At 61.9% G+C, this 21,479-nt stretch carries 26 protein-coding genes; 7 read left to right on the forward strand and 19 right to left on the reverse strand.

Going from position 1 to position 21,479, the window contains the following annotated elements:
- Positions 1–24: 24 nt before the first annotated feature.
- A complete protein-coding gene (locus THALAR_RS14325) occupies positions 25–723 on the forward strand; it encodes a glutathione S-transferase family protein (protein ID WP_021102303.1) in 699 nt (232 codons plus the stop codon).
- Positions 724–991: 268 nt separating this feature from the next.
- On the opposite strand, the gene THALAR_RS14330 is transcribed toward THALAR_RS14325, so the two are convergent.
- The gene (locus THALAR_RS14330; RefSeq protein ID WP_021102304.1) at positions 992–1,441 is read right to left on the reverse strand and encodes a YtoQ family protein; all 450 of its coding nucleotides are present in this window, start codon (positions 1,439–1,441) and stop codon (positions 992–994) included.
- A gap of 26 nt (positions 1,442–1,467) precedes the next feature.
- Complete coding sequence (gene pheT / locus THALAR_RS14335) at positions 1,468–3,858, reverse strand: phenylalanine--tRNA ligase subunit beta (RefSeq protein WP_021102305.1); 2,391 nt, start codon at positions 3,856–3,858, stop codon at positions 1,468–1,470.
- A 78-nt stretch (positions 3,859–3,936) separates the two neighbouring features.
- On the opposite strand from pheT, the gene THALAR_RS18710 reads away from it, so the two are divergent.
- Positions 3,937–4,272, forward strand: coding sequence for a hypothetical protein (locus THALAR_RS18710; protein ID WP_211264806.1), 336 nt, complete (start codon positions 3,937–3,939; stop codon positions 4,270–4,272).
- A gap of 59 nt (positions 4,273–4,331) precedes the next feature.
- On the forward strand, positions 4,332–5,024 hold the full coding sequence (locus THALAR_RS14345) for a sulfotransferase family 2 domain-containing protein (RefSeq protein WP_154666808.1): 693 nt from the start codon (positions 4,332–4,334) through the stop codon (positions 5,022–5,024).
- On the opposite strand, the gene THALAR_RS14350 is transcribed toward THALAR_RS14345, so the two are convergent.
- The 6 genes from THALAR_RS14350 to pyk form a co-directional block, all read right to left on the reverse strand.
- Positions 4,994–5,386: a hypothetical protein gene (locus THALAR_RS14350; RefSeq protein ID WP_021102308.1), complete on the reverse strand. Its 393-nt coding sequence runs from the start codon at positions 5,384–5,386 to the stop codon at positions 4,994–4,996. The two genes, THALAR_RS14345 and THALAR_RS14350, sit on opposite strands and share 31 nt — an antisense overlap.
- Before the next feature lies 1 nt (position 5,387).
- Positions 5,388–6,461: a phenylalanine--tRNA ligase subunit alpha gene (pheS, locus tag THALAR_RS14355; protein WP_021102309.1), complete on the reverse strand. Its 1,074-nt coding sequence runs from the start codon at positions 6,459–6,461 to the stop codon at positions 5,388–5,390.
- Between the two features lie 161 nt (positions 6,462–6,622).
- Complete coding sequence (gene rplT / locus THALAR_RS14360; RefSeq protein WP_021102310.1) at positions 6,623–6,985, reverse strand: 50S ribosomal protein L20; 363 nt, start codon at positions 6,983–6,985, stop codon at positions 6,623–6,625.
- A gap of 12 nt (positions 6,986–6,997) precedes the next feature.
- Positions 6,998–7,198, reverse strand: a complete 201-nt coding sequence (gene rpmI / locus THALAR_RS14365; RefSeq protein ID WP_021102311.1) for a 50S ribosomal protein L35 — start codon at positions 7,196–7,198, stop codon at positions 6,998–7,000.
- Between the two features lie 133 nt (positions 7,199–7,331).
- Entirely contained in the window at positions 7,332–7,556 is a 225-nt protein-coding gene (locus THALAR_RS14370) for a hypothetical protein (protein WP_021102312.1), read from the reverse strand.
- A 30-nt stretch (positions 7,557–7,586) separates the two neighbouring features.
- Positions 7,587–9,038 carry a pyruvate kinase gene (gene pyk / locus THALAR_RS14375; RefSeq protein ID WP_021102313.1) on the reverse strand — a complete coding sequence of 484 codons (1,452 nt, stop codon included), beginning with the start codon at positions 9,036–9,038 and terminating at the stop codon, positions 7,587–7,589.
- A 221-nt stretch (positions 9,039–9,259) separates the two neighbouring features.
- On the opposite strand from pyk, the gene THALAR_RS14380 reads away from it, so the two are divergent.
- The 3 genes from THALAR_RS14380 to THALAR_RS14390 are packed head-to-tail and all read left to right on the forward strand — an operon-like array spanning position 9,260 to position 10,159.
- Positions 9,260–9,559, forward strand: a complete 300-nt coding sequence (locus THALAR_RS14380) for a DUF1244 domain-containing protein (RefSeq protein WP_021102314.1) — start codon at positions 9,260–9,262, stop codon at positions 9,557–9,559.
- A gap of 55 nt (positions 9,560–9,614) precedes the next feature.
- Complete coding sequence (locus tag THALAR_RS14385) at positions 9,615–9,875, forward strand: hypothetical protein (protein ID WP_021102315.1); 261 nt, start codon at positions 9,615–9,617, stop codon at positions 9,873–9,875.
- A gap of 44 nt (positions 9,876–9,919) precedes the next feature.
- Positions 9,920–10,159 (forward strand): hypothetical protein, encoded by a 240-nt coding sequence (locus THALAR_RS14390; RefSeq protein WP_154666809.1) that lies wholly within the window; start codon positions 9,920–9,922, stop codon positions 10,157–10,159.
- Here the strand turns inward: THALAR_RS14390 and THALAR_RS14395 are convergent.
- The 5 genes from THALAR_RS14395 to THALAR_RS14415 form a co-directional block, all read right to left on the reverse strand.
- A complete protein-coding gene (locus THALAR_RS14395) occupies positions 10,156–11,013 on the reverse strand; it encodes a D-amino-acid transaminase (protein ID WP_021102317.1) in 858 nt (285 codons plus the stop codon). The two genes, THALAR_RS14390 and THALAR_RS14395, sit on opposite strands and share 4 nt — an antisense overlap.
- Positions 11,014–11,017: 4 nt before the next feature.
- On the reverse strand, positions 11,018–11,983 hold the full coding sequence (dgcA, locus tag THALAR_RS14400) for an N-acetyl-D-Glu racemase DgcA (RefSeq protein WP_021102318.1): 966 nt from the start codon (positions 11,981–11,983) through the stop codon (positions 11,018–11,020).
- Positions 11,984–11,995: 12 nt separating this feature from the next.
- A complete protein-coding gene (gene dgcN, locus THALAR_RS14405; protein ID WP_021102319.1) occupies positions 11,996–12,997 on the reverse strand; it encodes an N-acetyltransferase DgcN in 1,002 nt (333 codons plus the stop codon).
- A 129-nt stretch (positions 12,998–13,126) separates the two neighbouring features.
- Positions 13,127–13,969 carry a sugar phosphate isomerase/epimerase family protein gene (locus THALAR_RS14410; protein ID WP_021102320.1) on the reverse strand — a complete coding sequence of 281 codons (843 nt, stop codon included), beginning with the start codon at positions 13,967–13,969 and terminating at the stop codon, positions 13,127–13,129.
- Positions 13,966–14,949 (reverse strand): fatty acid desaturase, encoded by a 984-nt coding sequence (locus tag THALAR_RS14415; protein WP_021102321.1) that lies wholly within the window; start codon positions 14,947–14,949, stop codon positions 13,966–13,968. The genes THALAR_RS14410 and THALAR_RS14415 overlap by 4 nt, the downstream gene beginning before the upstream one ends.
- A 95-nt stretch (positions 14,950–15,044) precedes the next feature.
- On the opposite strand from THALAR_RS14415, the gene THALAR_RS14420 reads away from it, so the two are divergent.
- Positions 15,045–15,899 carry a LysR family transcriptional regulator gene (locus THALAR_RS14420; RefSeq protein ID WP_021102322.1) on the forward strand — a complete coding sequence of 285 codons (855 nt, stop codon included), beginning with the start codon at positions 15,045–15,047 and terminating at the stop codon, positions 15,897–15,899.
- Here THALAR_RS14420 and THALAR_RS14425 read toward each other — a convergent pair.
- The 6 genes from THALAR_RS14425 to THALAR_RS14450 form a co-directional block, all read right to left on the reverse strand.
- Positions 15,896–16,246: a hypothetical protein gene (locus THALAR_RS14425; RefSeq protein ID WP_021102323.1), complete on the reverse strand. Its 351-nt coding sequence runs from the start codon at positions 16,244–16,246 to the stop codon at positions 15,896–15,898. The two genes, THALAR_RS14420 and THALAR_RS14425, sit on opposite strands and share 4 nt — an antisense overlap.
- Positions 16,247–16,322: 76 nt before the next feature.
- Positions 16,323–17,093, reverse strand: a complete 771-nt coding sequence (gene cobM / locus THALAR_RS14430) for a precorrin-4 C(11)-methyltransferase (RefSeq protein ID WP_021102324.1) — start codon at positions 17,091–17,093, stop codon at positions 16,323–16,325.
- Positions 17,093–18,901, reverse strand: coding sequence for a precorrin-3B C(17)-methyltransferase (gene cobJ / locus THALAR_RS14435; protein ID WP_021102325.1), 1,809 nt, complete (start codon positions 18,899–18,901; stop codon positions 17,093–17,095). Before cobJ ends, cobM begins: the two co-directional genes overlap by 1 nt.
- On the reverse strand, positions 18,892–19,593 hold the full coding sequence (gene cobI, locus THALAR_RS14440) for a precorrin-2 C(20)-methyltransferase (RefSeq protein ID WP_021102326.1): 702 nt from the start codon (positions 19,591–19,593) through the stop codon (positions 18,892–18,894). Before cobI ends, cobJ begins: the two co-directional genes overlap by 10 nt.
- Positions 19,590–20,792 (reverse strand): precorrin-6y C5,15-methyltransferase (decarboxylating) subunit CbiE, encoded by a 1,203-nt coding sequence (gene cbiE, locus THALAR_RS14445; RefSeq protein WP_021102327.1) that lies wholly within the window; start codon positions 20,790–20,792, stop codon positions 19,590–19,592. The genes cobI and cbiE overlap by 4 nt, the downstream gene beginning before the upstream one ends.
- Positions 20,789–21,427, reverse strand: coding sequence for a precorrin-8X methylmutase (locus tag THALAR_RS14450; RefSeq protein WP_021102328.1), 639 nt, complete (start codon positions 21,425–21,427; stop codon positions 20,789–20,791). Before THALAR_RS14450 ends, cbiE begins: the two co-directional genes overlap by 4 nt.
- Positions 21,428–21,479: the final 52 nt, after the last annotated feature.

The raw sequence follows: 21,479 nt of genomic DNA on the forward strand, positions 1-21,479 counted from the left end.
GGGAAAGCACCCAAAGGATGAACCATGACCGACCTCTCCGATTTCCCGATCACCAAACGCTGGCCGCCGCAGAATGCGGGCGTGTTGCAGCTCTATTCGTTTCCGACGCCCAACGGCGTGAAAATCTCCATCGCGCTGGAGGAGCTTGGCCTGCCCTATGAGGCGCACAAGGTCACCCTGTCCGACGAAGATGTGAAAAGCGACGCCTTCCTGTCGCTCAACCCCAACAACAAGATCCCCGCCATCATTGACCCCGACGGGCCGGACGGCCAGCCCTTGGGGCTTTTCGAAAGCGGTGCGATCCTGCTTTATCTGGCGGAGAAGACCGGCAAGCTGGCGGGACGCAATGCAGCCGAAAAGGCGCGTGTCACACAGTGGCTGATGTTCCAGATGGGCGGCTTGGGGCCGATGCTGGGGCAGCTTGGGTTCTTCTACAAATTCGCAGGCTCCGAATGGGACGACAAACGCCCGCAACAACGCTACATCGACGAGGCCAAGCGTCTGCTGGCCGTCCTGGAGAAGGAACTGGACGGGCGCGAATGGATCGCGGGCGACTACTCCATCGCCGACATCGCCATCGCCCCTTGGCTGCGGTCGCTGGACTTCTACGGGGCGCGGGAGGTCGTCGGCTGGGCCGATCACAAGAACCTTGTGGCCTATCTGGACCGCTTTCTGGAACGCCCTGCCGTGCAGGTGGGGCTGGTGACGCCCGCCCGCGACTAGTGCAACGCACGCAGGGTTAAGGCGGCGTAAACCGGGGCGGGCTAGAACCCGCCTCGTCTAGACAGCATTAGGTCATCGGGCTCCCGCACCCAGGGGAGCTACCTTTGATTACCGGTAAACGGGGGCCATCAACCCCTCAAAGGTGCAGGATTAAGAACCCTGTCCAGCGCGACCACAAACGGCGGCGCCGCCACTTTGCAAGATACAGTAACGAGACCAGCCAACCGCGCCGCCCGAAACAGGGCCGCGCGGCGCTGGCGCTTGTGCATCACGCAGGCAGCTTGCCGGTCAGCACATAGCGCAGGATGTCGGCAACCTTCGCCGGATCATCCGTCACCGCCAACGCGGCGGCATCGACCTCCTTCAACGGGTGCTGGTGCTCGTCGCCATGCACCACGATCAGCGACTTCCCAAGTGCTGCGGCAAAGCCTGCATCAAACGCGGCGTTCCACTGCTTGTATTTCTCGCCAAAGCGCACCACCACCACATCGGCATCCGAGATGCCCTTGCGGGTGCGGATCGCATTCATCATCGCGCCCTTGTGGTCGTGCCAGTATTTCTGGTCCTCGGCCCCCAGAATAGCCACCCCGCAATCGTCCGAGGCAGCATGATCCGTCACCGGCGCGTCAAAGCTGACGTCGAGGCCCTTGGAGCCTTCGATGATCTGCTCGCGCCAATCCGTGTGGATTTCACCTGATAAGTAAACCTTCAGCGTCATGTCGTTCGTCCTTCTCTAGTTGTCTGCTATCCGCGCAAAACACCGCCTGTCGCTTTGGAGACCTTCTCGACGATCTTGGCGCTGACCGCCTCGATATCCTCGTCCTTCAAGGTTTTGTCGGTGGGCTGCATACGCACAGTAATGGCGAGCGACTTTTTCCCCTCGCCCAAACTGCCGCCGATGAATTCGTCGAACACGCGAACTTCCTCGATCAGCGCCTTGTCCGCCCCCGCGGCAGCGTTGACCAGCGTCAGCGCCTCCACCTGCGCATCTACGACGAAGGCGTAGTCCCGCTCCACCGCCTGCAAATCCTGCAAGCTCAGCGCGGGGCGGGTGGCGGTTTTCGACTTCGGGAACGGGATTTCAGCGGGCCACAAGGTAAACGCCATGGCCGGGCCTTTGATATCAAAGGCTGCCAGAATTTTCGGGTGAACCTCCCCGAACACGCCCAGCAACTTTTTCGGGCCAAGGCAGATTTTACCATGACGTCCCGGGTGCCACGTGTCATCGGCCCCGCGCAGGATTTGCACCTTGGCGGGCGCGCCCATGGCGGACAGGACAGCCTCCGCATCGGCCTTCACGTCGTAGACATCCACCGCACGGCGGGTGCCATGCACGTCCTTGGGTCCGGTGTAGCCGATCAGCAGACCGGACGCCAAAAGGTGCTGCTCCGCCGGTTCGCCACCGTGGAAAGCGGGGCCGACCTCGAACAGCGCCATGTCGTTATATCCGCGCGCCTGATTGCGGGCCGCTGCTTGCAGCAGGCCGGGCAACAGCGCGGGACGCATATGCGACATTTCCGAGCTGATCGGATTTTCCAGCTTCGTCGCGTCGGTGCCACCACTGAAAATTTCGGCCGATTTAGCGTCAATGAAGGAGTAATGCACGCACTCGTTATACCCCAGCGCCGCAATGGTGCGGCGTGCGATCTGTTCGCGCTTTTGCATGGGCGTCAGGATCGGCTTCGGCACGCCAGCATCGACCCGGGCCAGCGGGCGGCCCTCCAGCTTGGTCAGGGACGCGATGCGGGCGACCTCTTCGACCAGATCAGCCTCCCCCATCACGTCGGGCCGCCATGACGGCACCTGCGCCATGTCGCCATCCATCACAAAGCCAAGCGCCTCCAACGAGGCACGCTGTGTCTCCGCCGGAATGTCCATACCCACGAGCGACTGTACGCGGTCGGTGTCCAGCTTGTAGGCGCGGGAATGGTCGGGCATTTTGCCCGCCACGACGACCTCGGATGCCTCCCCACCGCACAGATCAAGGATCATGCGGGTCGCGTGTTCGATGCCAGCGGGTGTCCATTCGGGGTCGATCCCGCGCTCGAACCGGTACCGCGCGTCGGAGTTGATCTTCAACTTGCGCCCCGTATGCGCCGTGCGGATCGGGTCGAAAAACGCGGCCTCAAGAAACACGTCAGTGGTGGTCTCGTCGCAGCTGGACTCGCGTCCGCCCATAATGCCGCCGAGGCTTTCGATGCCATCCGCATCGGAAATCACGGTCATTCCCGCCTCAAGCGTGTAGTCCTTGTCATCCAGCGCCGCGAACTTTTCGCCGCCTTCGGACAAATGCACCCGCAGATCGCCCTTCACCTTGTTCGCGTCGAAGACGTGCAGCGGACGGTTGCGGTCATAGGTGAAGAAGTTGGTGATATCGACCAGCGCAGAAATCGGGCGCAATCCGATGGCCTTCAGCATGTCCTGCAACCAAGCGGGGCTAGGGCCGTTCTTCACGCCCTTGATAACGCGGCCATAGAAGACGGGGCAGGCATCGGTGTCGTCGATGGTGACGTTGATCGGGCACAGGAAGGTGCCCTCGACCGGGTCCGCATCGCGGGCCTTCAACGTGCCAAGCCCCCGCGCTGCCAGATCGCGGGCGATGCCGCGCACGCCCAAAGCATCGGGGCGGTTCGGGGTGATCGCAATCTCGATCACCGTGTCGACCTTGGACGGGTCGTGTTCCGCCAGCCAGTCGGTGAACTTCTGCCCGACCTCGCCCGAAGGCAGTTCAATGATCCCGTCATGCTCTTCCGACAGTTCCATCTCGCGTTCGGAACACATCATGCCGTAGCTTTCCACGCCGCGGATTTTGCCGACGCCGATGGTGGTGTCGATCCCCGGCACGTAAACGCCCGGCTTGGCAATCACGACCTTGATGCCCGCCCGCGCGTTGGGCGCGCCGCAGATGATCTGCAACTCGCCCTCGTCGGTCTGCACCTGACACACCCGCAGCTTGTCGGCGTCGGGATGCTTCTCGGCGGAGTTCACATAGCCGATGGTAAAGGCGGACAGACGCTCGGACGGGTTTTCGACGCCTTCAACCTCAAGGCCAAGATCCGTCAAAGCATAGAGAATATCGTCAAGGCTGGCCTCGGTATCGAGGTGGTCCTTGAGCCAGGAGAGGGTGAATTTCATCGCAGTCGCCTTCGTCAAAATATGCAGGTCGCAGCCATAAGCTCCGGTTGGCCCCCTGCTACCCCATCAATAAGGCAAGTGAAAGTGCCGCCGCGCAGTGAAGAAGGCTCCACAGGCGTTGGGGATTGCAAGAGAAGGCCATATTCTCGCCACACTTTCGGGCCAGTTTTGACACAAGTGGGGCATACAAAACGATTCTCGGTGTTTGAGGTAAAGATTATGCATTTTTTGTTCGACGTCATGTCTTCGGTGTTCAAGCCGTCGCTGATCGCGCTCTCCATCGCGTTTGGGGTAGCGATTATTTCGTTCAATAACTCTCCTTACACCGTTGACAAAAACACCATTGATCTTACCAATCTGGGCTGTCCGGGCTTTCTTAGCGTCGTCTGCGGCCCCGGCGGGTTTCTGAATTAAGTTTCCCGAAACCTGAAAGGCGATAGGGTTCTGGCGTAGCGTTTGCAAAGGCGTCGCGGATGAACCCAGCTGATCCCCAAATATGTATGCTGCATATCGGCAAGACCGGCGGCAGCTATCTGCGTTCTATCCTCAGACACAACGAGTCCCGTTGGACACACCCTCTGCATCTGCTTGGGCATGGTGCCACGCTAAAAGGCACGGCCAAGCGGTTCGGGGCTGACCGGCAACTGGCCTTCGTGGTGCGCGATCCGGTGGCGCGGTTCTCGTCGGCGTTCTATTCGCGGCAACGGCAGGGCCGCCCGACCTACCAATCACAATGGAGCGCCGAGGAAGCCACCGCGTTTTTGTGGTTCGAGACGGCGGAGGAACTGGCGCTGGCGCCTGCATCGGACAGCCCCCGCGAAAAATCCGCCGCGCTGTTCGCGTTCGATGCGATCCAGCACCTGAAAGGCGACTTGCGGCATTATCTGGGCGGCGTCGATACCCTGATGACGGAGCGGGACAATATCGCCGTTTGCGTGGACCTGTCCGACCTAGACACTCACCTGCCCGCGATCATGACGCGGCTTGGGCTGCCGGATTTCGAGATGCCGCCTAAGCCGAAAACCCACGCCGCTCCTGTCCCAGTGCCAAAACTGAGCGCACAGGCCGAGGCCGCATTGCGCACTCATTGGGCGGAAGAGCTCGAGCTTTATGACGTAGCCTGCGACATTGCCTGTCAGTTGGGTTTCGGCCAGCTTTCGGGGTGAGATTTCGCATACCGCTTTGCCTCGCAAATAAGTTGCCTGCGCGAGCGCAGATAGCTGCGCGGTGGAGGCATTCCCGCAGTCTGATGAATACGCTCCCGCAGAACGGTTGCCAGCACCAAAGCGACTTCCGCCCTGCGGTGCGGGACGACAGGGCGAAACGGCTTGGCCGCGAAAAGTCCCGCGATCCACATGGCATGCCGGAACTGCGCATAGAGCGCGTCGACCTCCAGCCCAGCGGTCGCCTCATACAATCGCTTGCGCAAGCGGTAATCGCGCGTAACACGCAGGCTGTAATAGAGCGCTGCTAGGATGAAGGCCGTGACGTAATGCAGGTCCAGCAGTGCCGCCCAGACATGCATCATCTCACCGGCTAAGACCGCCCGCCAGGTTCGGCTGGTCCAGCGACGCAAAGCCGTAATGGCGCAGCCAGCGAAGGTCGCTGTCGAAGAAAGCGCGCAGGTCGGGGATTCCGTATTTCAGCATTGCGATGCGGTCGATGCCCATGCCGAACGCGAAGCCCTGATACTTGGTCGGGTCAATGCCACCGGCCTCCAGCACCTTCGGATGCACCATGCCGGAGCCGAGGATTTCCAGCCAGTCGTCGCCCTCGCCCACTTTCAACACGCCGTTCTCCCACGAGCAGCGGATATCGACTTCGGCAGATGGCTCGGTAAACGGGAAGTGAGAGGCGCGGAAGCGCAACTCCACGTCGTCGACTTCGAAGAACGCTTTGACGAATTCTTCCAACACCCATTTCAGGTTCGCCATGGAAATGTCGGTGTCGATCGCCAAGCCTTCGACCTGATGGAACATCGGCGTATGGGTCTGGTCATAGTCGGCACGATAGACACGGCCCGGACAAATGATGCGGATCGGCGCGCCCTGCGCCTGCATGGCACGGATTTGCACCGGCGATGTGTGCGTGCGCAGCACATGCGGCGGGCGATTGTCGCCTTCGTCGCGATGCATGTAGAACGTGTCCATCTCGCCCCGCGCGGGGTGGTGGCTGGGAATATTCAGCGCGTCGAAATTGTGCCAGTCGTCCTCGACCTGCGGACCTTCGGCCACGGCGAAACCCAGATCAGCGAAGATCGCGGAGACCTCTTCCGTCACCTGAGAAATCGGGTGGATCGTGCCTGCGGGACGGTTGCGGCCCGGCAACGTCACGTCCAGCCATTCTGTGCGCAAACGCGCGTCCAGCGCAGCATCGGCCAAGGCGGCTTTCTTGGCGGCAAGGGCGGAGTTGACCTCGTCCTTCAGCGCGTTCAGCGCGGGACCGGCGACCTGCCGCTCTTCGGGGGACATCTTGCCCAACTCGCGCATTTTCAGGCTGATCTCGCCCTTCTTGCCCAAGGCTGCGACCCGCAAGTCTTCCAGCGCCGCTTCATCCGATGCGTCGGCGATTTGGCTGAGATATTTGGCTTTCAGATCGTCCATGACGGCCCCCGCTTTCGTGTTACCGTTCTGCTATCCGCCACGTGCCGCGATTGCAAGTGGAGGGCGGCGGAATGCAAGCCCACATGATTACGACCCAACAAAAAACGCCGCCCCGGTTTCCCGAGGCGGCGTGCGCATCTGTCCCTCAGATGGCAGTCTTTTTAGGCCAGCGCGGCTTTTGCTTTTTCGACCACAGCGGCGAATGCCTCCGGCTCGTTGACGGCCAGATCGGCCAGCACCTTGCGGTCCACTTCGATACCTGCCAGCGACAGGCCGTTGATGAAGCGGGAGTAGGTCAGTGTCTCGTCAAGCGAGCGGCAGCCTGCATTGATCCGCTGGATCCACAGTGCGCGGAAGTTGCGCTTGCGGTTCTTGCGGTCGCGGGTCGCGTATTGGTTGGCCTTGTCCACCGCCTGCGTGGCAACGCGGAAGGTGTTCTTGCGACGGCCTTGATAGCCTTTGGCGGCTTTGATGATTTTCTTGTGGCGGGCGTGCGTTACGACGCCGGATGTAACTCTGGACATATCAAATTCTCCTTAGCGCGCGTATGGCATGTATTTTTTCACGATTTTCTCATCTGCTGCGCAGAGAATTGTCGTGCCGCGCGCGTTGCGGATAAACTTATTGGAGCGCTTGATCATGCCGTGGCGTTTGCCTGCCTGACCTGCTTTGACGCGGCCGGAGGCCGTCATCGAAAAGCGCTTTTTGGCGCCTGATTTTGTCTTCATCTTCGGCATTTCCATCTCCTCAAAGATACGAGTGGTGTTACGCGCGACTCGGCATGCCATTCGCCGGACGTGCGGGATTGAGCGCGTGTCCTAGGACCAATGCAGGCCTATTGCAAGCCCAGTAATGCGCTATGAGGCTGGATTAGCGCACAAACCGCGCGACGACCTTGGTGAAAACCTCGGGCAGGTCGGCGAAGGCGTAGCCGCCGGGCGTGCTATAGAGCGCGTAGATGATCATCCCGCCCGATATCACCGCAGCAACCGTAGCCACGCGCGGCGCGCTCCCGTCGAGAAACGCAGACAGGATCGCCGGAATGGTCAGCACGCCAATGATGATGCCGAGCACGAGAATCAGGTCGTTGTCCAAATGCGCCTCCCAGTGCAGGAATGCGGCGATTTAGTCAGGGTCGGCGCTATAAATCAACCTTTCAGCGCAAGGAGCTACGCGAAGGATATTGGTCGTGCCCGGTTGGTTGAACGGCACCCCGGCGGTGACGACGATCTGGTCGTCTTCAGTTGCAAACCCATCGTCACGGGCAGCGCGCGCCGCGCCGACCACGGCCATCTTGAACCGCTCCACCTCGCCGGGTGTTACGACGCAATGCGTCCCCCAGCTTAACGCCAGCCGCCGCGCGGTTCCGACTAGCGGCGTCAGTGCGATGATCGGGACATGCGGACGTTCCCGCGACACCAATAGCGCGGTGGTACCCGATTGCGTGAAGCAGCAGATCGCCTTGATGTTGGTGGTCTCCGCAATCTCGCGGGCCGCGACAACGATGCCATCGGCCACGGTTGTTTTCTGGCCACCGCGTTGCCCCGCGATGATGTCGAGATAGTTCGGGTCGCTTTCCACCTCGATCGCCACGTTGTTCATTGTGGTGACAGCCTCGATCGGGAAGCTGCCCGCAGCGGATTCGGCAGACAACATGATCGCGTCGGTGCCTTCATAAATTGCCGTCGCTACATCCGAGACCTCGGCGCGCGTGGGCATCGGGCTGTCGATCATGGATTCGAGCATCTGCGTGGCCACGATCACCGGCTTGGCGACCTTACGGCAATGACGGATCAGGCGCTTCTGGATCGGCGGCACATTCTGCACCGGCAGTTCCACCCCAAGATCGCCACGGGCGACCATGATGCCGTCGGACACGGCGAGAATTTCGTCAAACGCCTTCACGGCAGCGGGCTTTTCGATCTTGGACAGGATCGCGGCGCGGCCGTCGGCCAGTTCGCGGGCTTCCTGCACGTCCTCGGCACGCTGCACAAATGACAGGGCCAGCCAGTCCACGCCCAGTTGGCAGACAAACTCCAGATCCTTGCGGTCCTTGTCCGACAGTGCCGCAAGCGGCAATACGACGTCCGGTACGTTCACGCCCTTGCGGTTGGAGATCGTGCCGCCCACGACAACTTCGCAATTAGCGTAATCCGCGCCGCAATCTTTTACTTTCAGGCGGATCTTGCCATCATTGACCAGCAGGCTGGAGCCCGGCTCCAGCGCCGCAAAAATCTCCTTATGGGGCAGTTGCACGCGGGTCGCGTCGCCCTTGGCGTCGTCAAGGTCGAGCCGGAAGGGTGCGCCGACCTCTAGCTCTTCTTCCTCGTTGGCGAAGACGCCGACGCGCAGTTTCGGCCCTTGAAGGTCGGCCAGAATGCAGATCGGGCGCCCCAGATCTTTCTCGATCTGTCGGATAATCTGGTGCCGCACGCGGATTTCGCTGTGGTCACCATGGGACATATTCAGACGAAACACATCCGCGCCCGCCTCGAACAAGGCCCGGATCATGTCGTAATCATTGGAAGCCGGACCAAGCGTGGCCACGATCTTCACTTTGCGCATTCTTCTGTTCATGACTGTCCCTCAGTCGGCAATGTTAGCGGTATCATATGACCTAATACGCGCCGTTCCGCAACTGGCGCTTTGCCCTATTGAAGGGTATTTCGCACCGAATTGTAACCGCAAATCCAACCAGCACACCGGAAAACGCCTAGCATCCGACTTGCCTTGTGCGACGTGCGGCCTCATCTATGGGCAAAGCACGCTCAAAGAAACACAAGGAAGGAGTCATGACCATGGACGCCCAAACCAAGCTGGAACTGGAAGCCGCCGCCTTCCGCACCTTGCAGGCCCACCTGCAAAAGCGCACGGACGTGCAGAACATCGACATGATGAACCTTGCGGGCTTTTGCCGGAACTGCCTGAGCCGCTGGTATCAGGAAGCCGCCGCCGAGCGCGGCATCGAGATGAGCAAGGACGAAGCGCGCGAGGAATTCTACGGCATGCCATATGGCGAATGGCGCGACAAGTATCAGACCGAAGCCAATGACGCGCAGAAAGCGGCGTTTGAAGTATCACACAAGCACGCCACCTGATTGTGAATTGGGCCAAGGCACGCCTATGTGCTAGACTGAACCGAAGGAGACCGACATGAAACGCCTTGCCCTGATTGCCATTCTGGCCGCCCTTGCCCTGCCAGCCGCCGCCAACCAGACCCCCATGCGCGAGCACCTGAAGCAGGAGTTGCCCATCTGGGGCTTCGGTGATGTGGACGTAGACAGCCTGACGCGGGCGCAGGTCGTCCATATCAACCACCTGCTGCATAGCAACAAATCCCCCTCGCAAATCCGTGGCAATATCGGCGCCGTTCTGGGAAACAGCATGATCAACACGCTGTTCGGACGGCGATGATCCGGGCGGGGCTAGTTGCTGCTTTGCTGGCGCTGGCAACACCGGTGAGCGCCGCACCGAACGAGCAATTGCTGCGCTCCATCGAAAGCCGGCTTGTGTTCTGGAACGTCGGACCGGTGGATTACAAGGCGTTGACGACATCGCAGGCCGCCGCGCTGCATATGAAGCTGACCAACGCGCCGTCGCGGTTTTCGGGGCGCGCGGCAATGTTCCGGCAGGAGTTGCTGACCATACTGCGGTGGGACGGCAGCGAGAAGAAACACTCGCTCAAGAAATCCGACTAGACCGCCTGCTTCAGGCTTTCTTCCAGATAGATTTCGCGCAACCGCAGCGACGACTTGCCGGGCTTGCCATCGCCCAAAGCGACCCCGTCAATTTCCACAACCGGCATGACAAACGTTGAGGCCGAGGTGATGAACGCCTCGTCCGCCTTCTTGGCCTCGTCGATGGTAAACGGGCGCTCCTCAATCTGCATCTGCGCCGCTTCTGCATAGGCGAGCACCGCCGCGCGGGTGATGCCGTGCAGGATTTCATGGCCCAGATTGCGGGTGATGATCTTGCCGTCTTTCACGATATAGGCGTTGTTGGAGCTGCCCTCGGTCACGTGGCCGTCCTCGACCATCCACGCATCATCCACGCCAGCCGCCTTGGCCATCATCTTGGCCATGGACGGGAACAGAAGCTGCGTCGTCTTGATGTCGCGGCGCGCCCAGCGTTGATCGTCGACGGAGATCACCTTCATGCCGGTCGCAACCTTCGGGTTGTTCAGCAAGTTGGCGGTTTGCGTGAACAGCACAATGGTCGGCGTCACATCCTCGGACGGGAACGCAAAATCACGGTCGCCGGGATTGCCGCGCGAGATTTGCAGGTAGATCATGCCCTCGGTCAGCTCGTTGCGCTTGACCAGTTGGTGATGCACCTCCAGCAGATCCTCGGTCGAGATCGGGTTCTGCATTTGCAGCTCGTCCAGCGAGCGTTTCAGGCGTTTGGCGTGGCCGTCAAAGGCGATGATCTTGCCGTCGAGGATCGACGTGACCTCATAGACTGCATCGGCAAACAGGAAGCCGCGATCAAAGACCGAGACCTTGGCCTCTTCTTCCGGCAGGTAGTCTCCGTTCACGTAAACGATGCGGCTCATTTTGTTATCCCCATAGCTCGGGCTTGGGCGCGTGGACGCCAGCCTCGTCAAAAATCAAAGGTGTATCACGGTCTTCGGCCAGAAGCAGCGGGCCGTCAAGGTCGGTGAAGGCCACGCCTTGCGCCAGAATGGTTGCCGGAGCCATCGCCAGCGACGAGCCGACCATGCAGCCGACCATCACGCCGTAACCTTGCGCCAACCCCGCGTCCTTCAACGCGAGCGCTTCCGTCAGGCCGCCGGTTTTGTCGAGCTTGATGTTGATGACATCGTATTTGCCCTTGAGCGACGGCAGCGAGGCGCGGTCGTGGCAGGCCTCGTCGGCGCAGACCGGCAGCGGGCGGTCGATTTCGGCGAGCATGTCGTCTTTGCCTGCGGGCAAGGGTTGTTCGACCAGCTTCACCCCAAGGCGGACCAGATGCGGGGCGAGGTCGGAATAGACCTCCGCCGTCCAGCCCTCGTTGGCGTCGATGATGATCGGCGTGTCAGGCGCACCACGACGCACAGCTTCTAGGCGGGGCATGTCGTCGGGGGTGCCGAGCTTGATTTTGAGCAGCGGACGATGGCTGTGCTTGCGTGCGCTTGCCTCCATCGCGTCCGGCTCGGCCAGTGACAAGGTGTATGCGGTGATTTCCGGCTTGGGTGCGGGCAGGCCCAGAATGTCCCAAACGCGGACGCCTTTTTTCTTGGCTTCCCAATCCCACAAAGCGCAGTCGACCGCATTACGGGCCGCGCCTGCGGGCAATGCACTTTGCAAGGCAGCGCGGGTGATGCCGGAAGGCAATGACAGGATTTCCGCTATCACGGAATCCAGCGTTTCGCCGTAGCGGGCATAGGGGACGCATTCGCCCTGCCCGACCACGCCGTCGCGCTCCACACGGACGGTCAAGACTTGTGCCTCGGTGCGGGAGCCGCGCGAGATGGTGAACACCTCCGCCAGTTGGAACACGTCCTTGGTGACTGTGATGCTCATGGCGCGATCCCCCTAAAGTGCTTCGAGCGCATCCACGAGACGCTCCGCACCGAAGCGGAACGGGTCGGTGGTGGGCAGGCCCATGCGGTCCTCGACCTCTTTGATGTAGGCGCGGGCTTCGTCCTCGGCCATGTGCTGCGTGTTGATGGAAATTCCCGTGACCTGACAGGCCGGATTTGCCACCCGCGCCATCAGAAGCGCCGTGTCGCGCAACTCTTCGAGCGACGGTTGCTGGTAGTCCGGCAAGCCGCGCATGTGCTTGCGGGTCGGTTCGTGGCACAGCACCAGCGCATCCGGTTGACCGCCATGGATCAGCGCCATGGTAACGCCGGAATAGGACACGTGGTAGAGCGAGCCTTGGCCCTCGATGTGATCCCAGTGGTCGTCGTCATTGTCGGGGGTCAAATACTCCACTGCCCCCGCCATGAAGTCCGCGATCACCGCGTCCAGCGGCACGCCTCCGCCGGTGATCAGAATGCCGGTCTGGCCCGTGGGGCGGAAAGTGGACTTCATCCCGCGCTTGAGCATCTCGGCATCCATGCACAGACCGGTATACATCTTGCCGACCGAGCAATCGGTGCCGACCGCAAGGCAGCGTTTACCTGTACGTTTGACGCCGTTGGCAATCGGATAGGCGACAGACGGGATGCGCACGTCATGCAGGGTTCCGCCATGGACCTTCGCCGCGCGCTGGATTTCGTTCTCGTCACGCAGCAGATTGTGCAGGCCGGAGGCGATGTCGTAGCCCATTTCCAACGCCTCAACGAGAACCTTGGTCCAGGCCGCCGAGATCACGCCACCCCGGTTTGCCACGCCGATCACCAGCGTTTTGGCGCCTGCGTCCAGCCCCTCTTGCAAGGTCATGTCGGTCAGCCCCACGGTGGTGCCGCAGCCCTTCATGCGGAACTGGCCCACGGCGTTTTCGGGACGCCAGTCCTTGATACCTTGGGCGACTTTTGCGGACAGGGCGTCAGGTGCGTCGCCGAGGAACAGGAGGTAGGGGGTCTGGATCATGGAAGGTCTCCGTATGCGTGCTGATTTGCAGGCAGCATAGGAGGCTGTTTTGCGGATTTTGTCCGCGATATCCTGACTTGCAGCTATGAGGTGGGAAAAACTCCCGCTCAGGCGCTGATTTATCGAAGATTATTCGTTGCCACCCAATTCGGACCAGATATCTTCAACCCAGCCTTTGATTTTCAACGATTCCTCCCAGCGGTTGGACAGCTCTTTGCCGTCCGGCCCCGTCATCGCGTATTCGGGTGGGCCAAGTTCGCACAGGAAAATGCAGTCGCCTTTTGCGTTGCGGTCGCGCCACGATGTCATGCCTTCGCGCCACCAGGTTTTGAACAGCTCGACCCATTTCTGGTGCTGCGGGAAGTCCAACGGCAACTGGATTTGCTGGCGGGACGCGACGCGGCCCTGAAAGCTGTCGGAGCGATCCAAGACGCGGCTGATCAGGCCAAGGTCATGATCCGACAGCGGATACCAGAACTCACGGTCCACGACATAGTGGCTAAGGTCGGCGCAGACCCGCATATCGGGGATGCGGTCCAGAAGTTGCAGCATGGTGTAGAGGTCATTGGTGATGCAGTTGCGGTGGGTTTCGAACTGGATCGGCATGCCGATTTTGTCGGACATCTCCATCCACGTCTCGATCACCGGCACCATGTCATCAAGTGCAATCGGCATGACCTGCCCGATGACGTCGACAAACGGCGCGCCGAAATCCTTGGCCATTTTCAGCGTGTCTTCAAGGCTTTCCACCGTCTTGGGGAAGGCGACGATCAGGGGCGTCAGGTTGTTGCGCTCCATATGCGGGCGGACGGCGTGGGCAACCTCCACATCCGACGCGCCAAGATCAATGGCCATGCCGTCGAAGCCCGCGCCTGCGACCATGTCGCAGACCTGATCGTAGGGCAGTTTCACCCCCGTCTGGTCATGCGGCTGCATCGCCCAGAGGGAGGTGTAGACCTGTAACCGCCTCATTCAGCGGGTATCCGCGCGGCGCGGCCGCCGGAGGTGGGGACGACCCAGACCTCGTCCATCGGGTATTGGCTTTCGTCTTTTGCCATGAGCTTGCGGATCACCTCGATCTGGAATTCGATCCAGCCCATGCGGTGCACCTCGCCCGCTTGCGCTTCGATCTTTTCGTTCAAGTCCCGCAGCTTCCAGAACGGCACGGCGGGGAAAACGTGGTGCGCGGTGTGATAGGGCATTTGCCAGCACAGCCAGCGGATAAATGCGTTGGTGCGGGTCGAACGGGTGTTCTCCAGAATGTCGTCCTCGTGGCTGAGGCCCAGATGCTCGATGGTGTTTTGCAACTGGTGGATGGGCTTGGTCAGCACCATTGGCAGCAGCCAGAATGTAACGGCGACCCAAGAGCCCGCAGCGATGGAGAAGACAGCGATCAAGGCGTAGAGGACAACGTGAATACGCGCCTCGCGGATGATCTTGGCCTCTTCCTCGGCGCGGATGAACGGCTCCAGAATGATCCCGCGGGCGCGGCGGATATTGCCGAAAATGCGGTTGCGCCAATAGGTGATGCCGCTGAGCCAGAGCAGGTAGGTGGTCAGCGTATAGGGCTCGCGGACCAACTCGCCGTCGCGCTCCCAATCCTGCGTATAGGTGTGGTGGGCGAAGTGCATCACCTGATCGAAGTCACGCGGGAACAGCTGGATGAAACCGATGATGCGCCCGAAGACCTCGTTCGCCTTGCGGGTTTTGAACACGGTGGCGTGGCTAAGCTCGTGCTGCGCTGCATAGAGGAAGTTCAGCAAAATACCGAGCGCCGCGCCGGTGAGCCAAACCCAAGCAGTGCCCATGGCTTGCGCGTGGAGGATGACCACGAGCGCTATCGCACCGAGATGGCTGGCCATCTGCATGGCACCCTTCAGGTCGGACCGTTCGTTGAGCGCGCGGAGTTCCTGCGGCGTGACGAGTTTGCGGCGAGAGAAGCTGGCTTCCATGAATTGTCCCCATCTAAAAGTAAGACGCCAGTTTGACCTGTATTTTTTCTCATGTCATACGATTATTATTCAGCTATCACATGAAGTGAATTCATATGCCGATCCCATCGACCTCTGCCCTGCGCGCCTTGGTGGCGCTGGCCCGCACCGGCTCCATCACCGGTACGGCGGAGGCGCTGTCGGTGACGCAATCCGCGATCAGCCATAAACTGAAGGCATTGGAGGAGCAGTTGGGCTTTCCGCTGATCCGGCGCGAAGGGCGCGGGGTGCGACTGACGGAGCGCGCGCGGCATTACGTGGCGGAGGTCGGGCCTGCGCTAGATATCCTCGCCCGCGCGTCTGAGACACAAATTTTGTCGGGGTCGTTAACCCTGAACGTCGCTTCGGGTTTCGCCGCAAGCTGGCTGGCCCCGCGCATCGGCGGGTTTCTGGCCAAGCATCCGGGTGTTGCGCTGCGGATCAACACGCCGCGTGGCTATGGCGATCTGGGTGGGCGACGGAACAACCTTTACGTAAGTTTCTTGATGCCGGAGGAGGTTCCCGCAGGCTCGACCAAGCTGATGGATGTGGGTTTCTTTCCGGTTGCGGCCCCGTCGATGGCAGGCGGGCAAATGCTGCCGGATGCGGGGGCAGTGACGCGGTTTCCGCTGCTGCATCTGGATAACCGGCAGGACTGGCAGCGCTGGCTGAGTGCGGCGGGCGGAGCAGATACGGCGGAGCCGGGCGTGGTGTTTCAGGATTTGCAGATCATGGAAGCCGCCGCAAAAGCCGGACAAGGCGTGTCATTGGGCGACCGCCTGACCAGCCGCGCGGCCATGGAGCGGGGGGAGTTGATGCAGGTGCATCCGTTCGAGCTGCCGTCCCCCCGCGCGTACTGGCTGGTTCATGGCACAGCACTGCCCAGCGAAAGCGCACGGGCGTTCGAGGCGTGGTTGCTGGCGGAGCTTTAGTGGCTCGGCAGCAGCGCCACAGGGGTGTTGTCCTCTGGTGCGAAGTCCAGCGCAGGGCCATCCGCGGTTGCCGTGTTGCGCTTGAATTCGAACACCACAGCGTCCCCGTCGAACGACGTCGCCACCACCAGCGCCTGATACAAGTGCCGCGCACCATCATAGATATCGACAAGGCCGCGCAGACGTGGGGCCACGTCTTTTGCGATGGCGAAATGGGTTGATGTGAGGCGCAGCAACGGGATCAGCTCATCGCCGGATTGCACCCTGAGGCGGGTTTTTTTCGTAGCTGCTTTCAGCCGCGCCTTCGCAAGCCCGTCGGCAACCTCTTTGGGCAAAAATTCAATCATTACACCGATTCCTTTTTACATTCCCTAAGGGAATAGTGAGCACGGAACCCGTTAACATCAAGTTTTTAAGACAGTTCTATGAAACCTTCACCTTCGGGCGCAAGACATGCGGCGTCTCCGGATCGTACAATGCGCTGTCGCGGAAGTCCTTCACCTCGGCCAAAGCGGGGCCGACGAGGATCAACGCGGTGCGGGTGATCTTCTCGGCGCGGACCTTTTCGCGGATGTCTTTGAGCGTGCCGCGCAGATAAAGCTCGTCGGGCCACGAGGCACGATATGCGACAATCACGGGGCAGTCCTCGCCATAATACGGGATCAACTGGCGCTCTATCTCGCGCAGCGCGCGGATGCCCAGATGGATCGCCAAGGTGGCCCCCGTGCGGGCGAAGTTTTCCAGGGTTTCGCCTGCGGGCATGGAGGTCGATTTCATCGACATGCGGGTCAGCACGATGGATTGCGCGATTTCCGGCACGGTGAGTTCCTGCCCCAGCGCGGCGGCGGCGGCAGCGTAGGCAGGGACGCCGGGGATGATTTCGTAGGGGATGCCTTCGGCTTTCAGGCGGCGGATTTGCTCGGCGATGGCGCCATAAAGCGACGGGTCACCGGAATGGACGCGGGCCACGTCTTGGCCTTTGGCGTGGGCCGTCACGATCTCGGCATGGGTGTCGTCGAGGGTCATCGGGGCGGTGTCCATGACGCGCGCGCCGTCGGGTGCGCCCGCGACGACCTGTTCGGGAACCAGAGAACCTGCATAGAGGCAGACGGGGCAGCGGGCGATGGTTTTCTGCGCCTTGATGGTCAGCAGTTCGGGGTCACCCGGCCCTGCGCCGATAAAGTAAACGGTCATTAAGATGTCCCTGTTTTGGCGAGGTCGCCGTCAATTTTTCGCGCATAGCCGCGCGGGGTATACATGCGCGGGCCTTCACCCAATTGCGCCAGTTTGGAGTGGCTGGAGCCGACCAGTACGACGGTCAACATGTCGACCTCATCGACCTCCAATTCGTCCAAGCGGCGGTAGCGGACGTGTTCTTCGGGACGGCCCAGCGAGGACGCCAGCATCACGGGTGTGTCGGCGGGGCGGTGTTGCAGCAGGATGTCGCGCGCCTCGGCCAAAAGCGTGCGGCGGCGCATGGAGACGGGGTTGTAAAAGGCGATGACGAAGTCGCCTTCGGCGGCGGCGTGCAGGCGTTTGACGATATCTTCGCGCGGGGTCAGCAAATCCGACAGCGAGATGGCGCAGAAGTCGTGACCCAAGGGCGCGCCCGCGCGGGCAGCGGCGCCTTGCAGGGCCGAGACGCCGGGGGTGGAGACGACTTCAACACGGCGGGCGGCGTCGGTGACGCCGAGGTCTTCTGGGCTACGGTCAAGCAGTTCGAACACCAGCGCGCCCATGGCGTAGATGCCCGCGTCGCCGGAGCAGATCAGCGCCACGTTACGCCCCTCGCCCGCGCGTTCCAGCGCGTAGCGGCATCGGTCTTCCTCGCCGCCAAGCGGGAAATCGGAGCGCTGTTTTCCGTAAGCCAGCGGGCCGAGCAGGTCGATATAGAGGCCGTAGCCGACGAGTTCTTCGGCCTCGTTTACCAATTGCGACGCTTCCGGCGTGCGCCATGAATGCTGGCCCGGACCTATGCCGATGATCGACAGCTTACCGCGCGCGCGACCGCGCAGTTCGGTGATGGGTTGGGGGGCCAATGCAATGGCGCAGGTTGCGTTCTTGGTTTTGTGCTTGGGCGCAATCAGGGTGGCTTTGTCGCCCGCCCCAGCCAGCGCTGCGGCCTCAGACACGCCATGCGTGCCGACCTCGGCGAAGACCACATCGGACGGGTTTTGCAGGCGCGGGGTTTCGGCCTCCAGTGCGGCGGCGTCAAAGACACGCACGGGGATGTCGAGGGCACGGGACAGGGCGTGGACGGCGGGCTCGTCGGCTTTCAGGTCCAGCGTGTAGATCGCCTTGAGCGCAGCGGGCGCGATGTTGGCCTCGGTTAGGGTTTTCATAACGAGGTCGTGCAGCTCTTCCGGCGCACAGTTGCGCGCGCAGCCGACGCCAAGGGTAGCTTGTTGGGGGTGGAACACCAGATCCGCCGTGGCGGGTGCGGTGGTGCAGGCGATGGTGACAGCGTCGCCTTTGGGCAGGTCCGCCAGCCACGGAGCGGTGCCTTCAACGGTTGCACCTGCGCCGGAGAGCAGGTTAGCCATGACCTCTTTGGCGTTTTCAGGGTTGGCGAGGCGGTAACCTGCGGGCGGCTCGTCGAGTGCCACGCCAAGCGCCACGTCGCCTGCGGTGGTGACGGCGGCGGTTGCGCCTAGTGCTTCGGCGATTTGCCCGGCCAGACGGTTCGCGCCACGGTGGCCACCCAAGAGGGGGACCACCACCGCGCCGTCATCTGAGACGGACAGCACGGGTGGCTCTGTGGTTTTATCGGCCAAAACAGGGGCCACGGCGCGGATCAGAATGCCGGAGGCGCAGACGCCGATGACGGGCGTGCCCGCTTGGAACAGCATCCGCGTGTGATCCAGCGCGTTGGCGAAGAACACATCCGCCTGGTCGACGCGGGTATCGCGGCCATGCACGGGGGCGTCCAGCAGCTTTGCGATGCGGTGCGCGGTGGCCTCGCCCGCGCGGTTGAGGCACAGGATGACGGGTTTTACAGCCATGGATCGGCCCCTTTGGTCAGCAGGATTATTGAGAAATATGGCGCCTTTTCGGGCGCTTGAGAGAGCGGCAAGACCACCTCTTCCGGTAGCGTGGCGCGTTCGACATACATGGCCTGATCTGTCAGCCCAAGATCGTCGATCACGGCACGGATTTTGGGCAAGTGGCGGCCGACTTTCATGATGACGACGCTTTCGGCCCCGTCGATGCGTAGGCGCAATTCGGCTTCGGGCAAGGGGCCCGGCAGGATCGTCAGGCGTTCGTTTCGGGCGGCCAAGGGCATCGCCGCACGGGCGGCGCAGGCGGTGACAGAGGTGACGCCGGGGATGATTTGCGTGTCAAAACGACTGGAGAGACGCGCGAAGAGGTACATGAAGGAGCCGTAGAAGAACGGGTCGCCCTCACAGAGGCAAACCACGTCTTCGCCAGCGTCCAGCACTGCGGCAATCTCTGCGGCGCCGGTGTCGTAGGCATCCTGGGCGGGCTGGCGTTCGGTGCTCATCGGGACATCCATACGGATTTCGCGGGTGCCATTGGCAATGAGGCCAGCCGCGATGGCGCGGGCGAAACTGTCGCCACCCGCCAGCGTTGGGTAGGCGATGGTGGTCGCATTTTCGATCAGGCGCGCGGCTTTGAGGGTGATCAACTCGGGATCACCGGGGCCGAGGCCGACACCATAAAGCGTGCCGCTCATCGCTTCACCAAGCTCCACTGTGTGACGGTCATCGACGGGCGCCAGCCGGTCAGGCGGCCCACGGGTTTGGCGCGTTGCACGCTGATTTTCACCAGATCGCCGCCGTGCTTCTTGTGCAGGTCGATGAGTATTGTCTCGCTTTCCAGCGTCACGGCGTTGGCGACCAAACGGCCCAAGGGACGCAGGTTGTCCCACGCGATGGCGAATGTCTCGTGGCTGAGGCCACCGCCGATGAAGATCGCGTCGGGGGCGTCCAAGCCGTGCAAGGCTGCGGGCACCTCGCCGTCGATCAACTCCAACTTGGGTGCGCCCAAGGCCAGCGCGTTTTCGGCGGCCATGGCACGGCGGTCAGCGCGCGGTTCGATCCCCAGCGCGCGGGCATAGCGCGCCGCGCGCATCCATTCGATGGCGACGGAGCCGGAGCCTGTGCCGATGTCCCACAAGAGCGCCCCGCGCATGGGCATCAGTTTGGCGACGGTGGCGGCGCGAACTTCTTGCTTTGTCATGGTGCCGTCGGATTGGAACAAGCTGTCATCGAGGCCGGGAACACGCGGCAGAAGTGCCGCATCAGGGGCGGCGATGCAGTGGACGGCGAGGGTGTTGAAGGCGGGCACCTCATGGGACCAATCGGCGGCGGTGCCATCGAAGCGTTGTTCTTTGTCGCCGCCCATAGAGGCAAGCACGGTCATCTGCGACTGGCCGAAACCGCGTTCGGTCAGGAATTTCGCAATCTGCGCAGGCGTGTCCGCGCCGGTGGTCAGAATAATCAACCGCTGGTCGGGCTGGATGAAGGCCACCATCTGCTGCACGGGGCGCCCATGCACGGTGAGAGTCTCGACATCGGCAAGGCTCCAGCCCATGCGGGCGGCGGTGAGTTGGAATGCGGAGAGCTGCGGGTGATAGACGATCTGCGACGGGTCGATGGACCGCCCGATACGCGCGCCAACGGAGAACCAGAGAGGATCGCCGGTGGCGAGGACCACGACGCGCTTGCCTTTGTAGCTTTGCAGCGTCTCTATCAGCGCGTCGAAGGGCGATGGCCACGCCACTCGGGTGGCGGTGACGTTGTCGGACAACTGATGATGACGGTCGCCGCCGATGATGACCTCCGCCGCCTCGACCACCGCGCGGGTGACGGGGGTGAGACCGTCCATGCCGTCCTCGCCAATGCCGACGATGTGAAGCCATTTATCGGTCATGTTTGATCCTCCGGCAGGCCAGCGGCAAGGGCATTAACGGCGGCGGAGGCGAGCGCGGAGCCGCCTTTGCGGCCCCTGAGAGCGACGAAATCGCAGCCGCGCGGGTTGGCGGCAAGTTCTGCCTTGGACTCAGCCGCCCCGACGAAGCCCACGGGGAATCCGAGGATCACGGCGGGCTTGGGGAAGCCCTGGTCAATGAGGTCCAGAAGGTGGAACAAGGCGGTCGGCGCGTTCCCGATGGCGACCACGGCACCTGCAATATGCGGCTCCCACAACTCTACCGCCGCGGCCGACCTTGTGTTGCGCATCGCGGCAGCGCGGTCGGGGGTGGAGGGGTCGTTGAGGGTCACGATCACGTCGTTATTCGCGGGCAGGTAGCGGCGAATGATGCCTGCGCCGACCATTTCGCAATCGCACAGGATCGGCTTGCCTGCGGCAAGCGCTTGGTTGCCCGCGGTATAGGCGTCTTCCGAGAAAGCCAGACGGTCCGCCACCTCGACCATGCCACAGGCGTGGATCACCCGCGTGGCGAGACGGTCGAGGCCGTTCGGGAACCGGTCCAGATTGGCCTCGGCGCGGACCGTGGCGAAGCTTTGGGCGTAGATCGCCGAGGGGTCTTTTTCGTAGGGTCTCACGGGCGTTCTCGGGTTGTAAGGGCGGAGCCTCCGGCGGGAATATTTAGACCAA

It is taken from the genome of Litoreibacter arenae DSM 19593 (assembly GCF_000442275.2).
GTDB classification, from domain to species: domain Bacteria; phylum Pseudomonadota; class Alphaproteobacteria; order Rhodobacterales; family Rhodobacteraceae; genus Litoreibacter; species Litoreibacter arenae.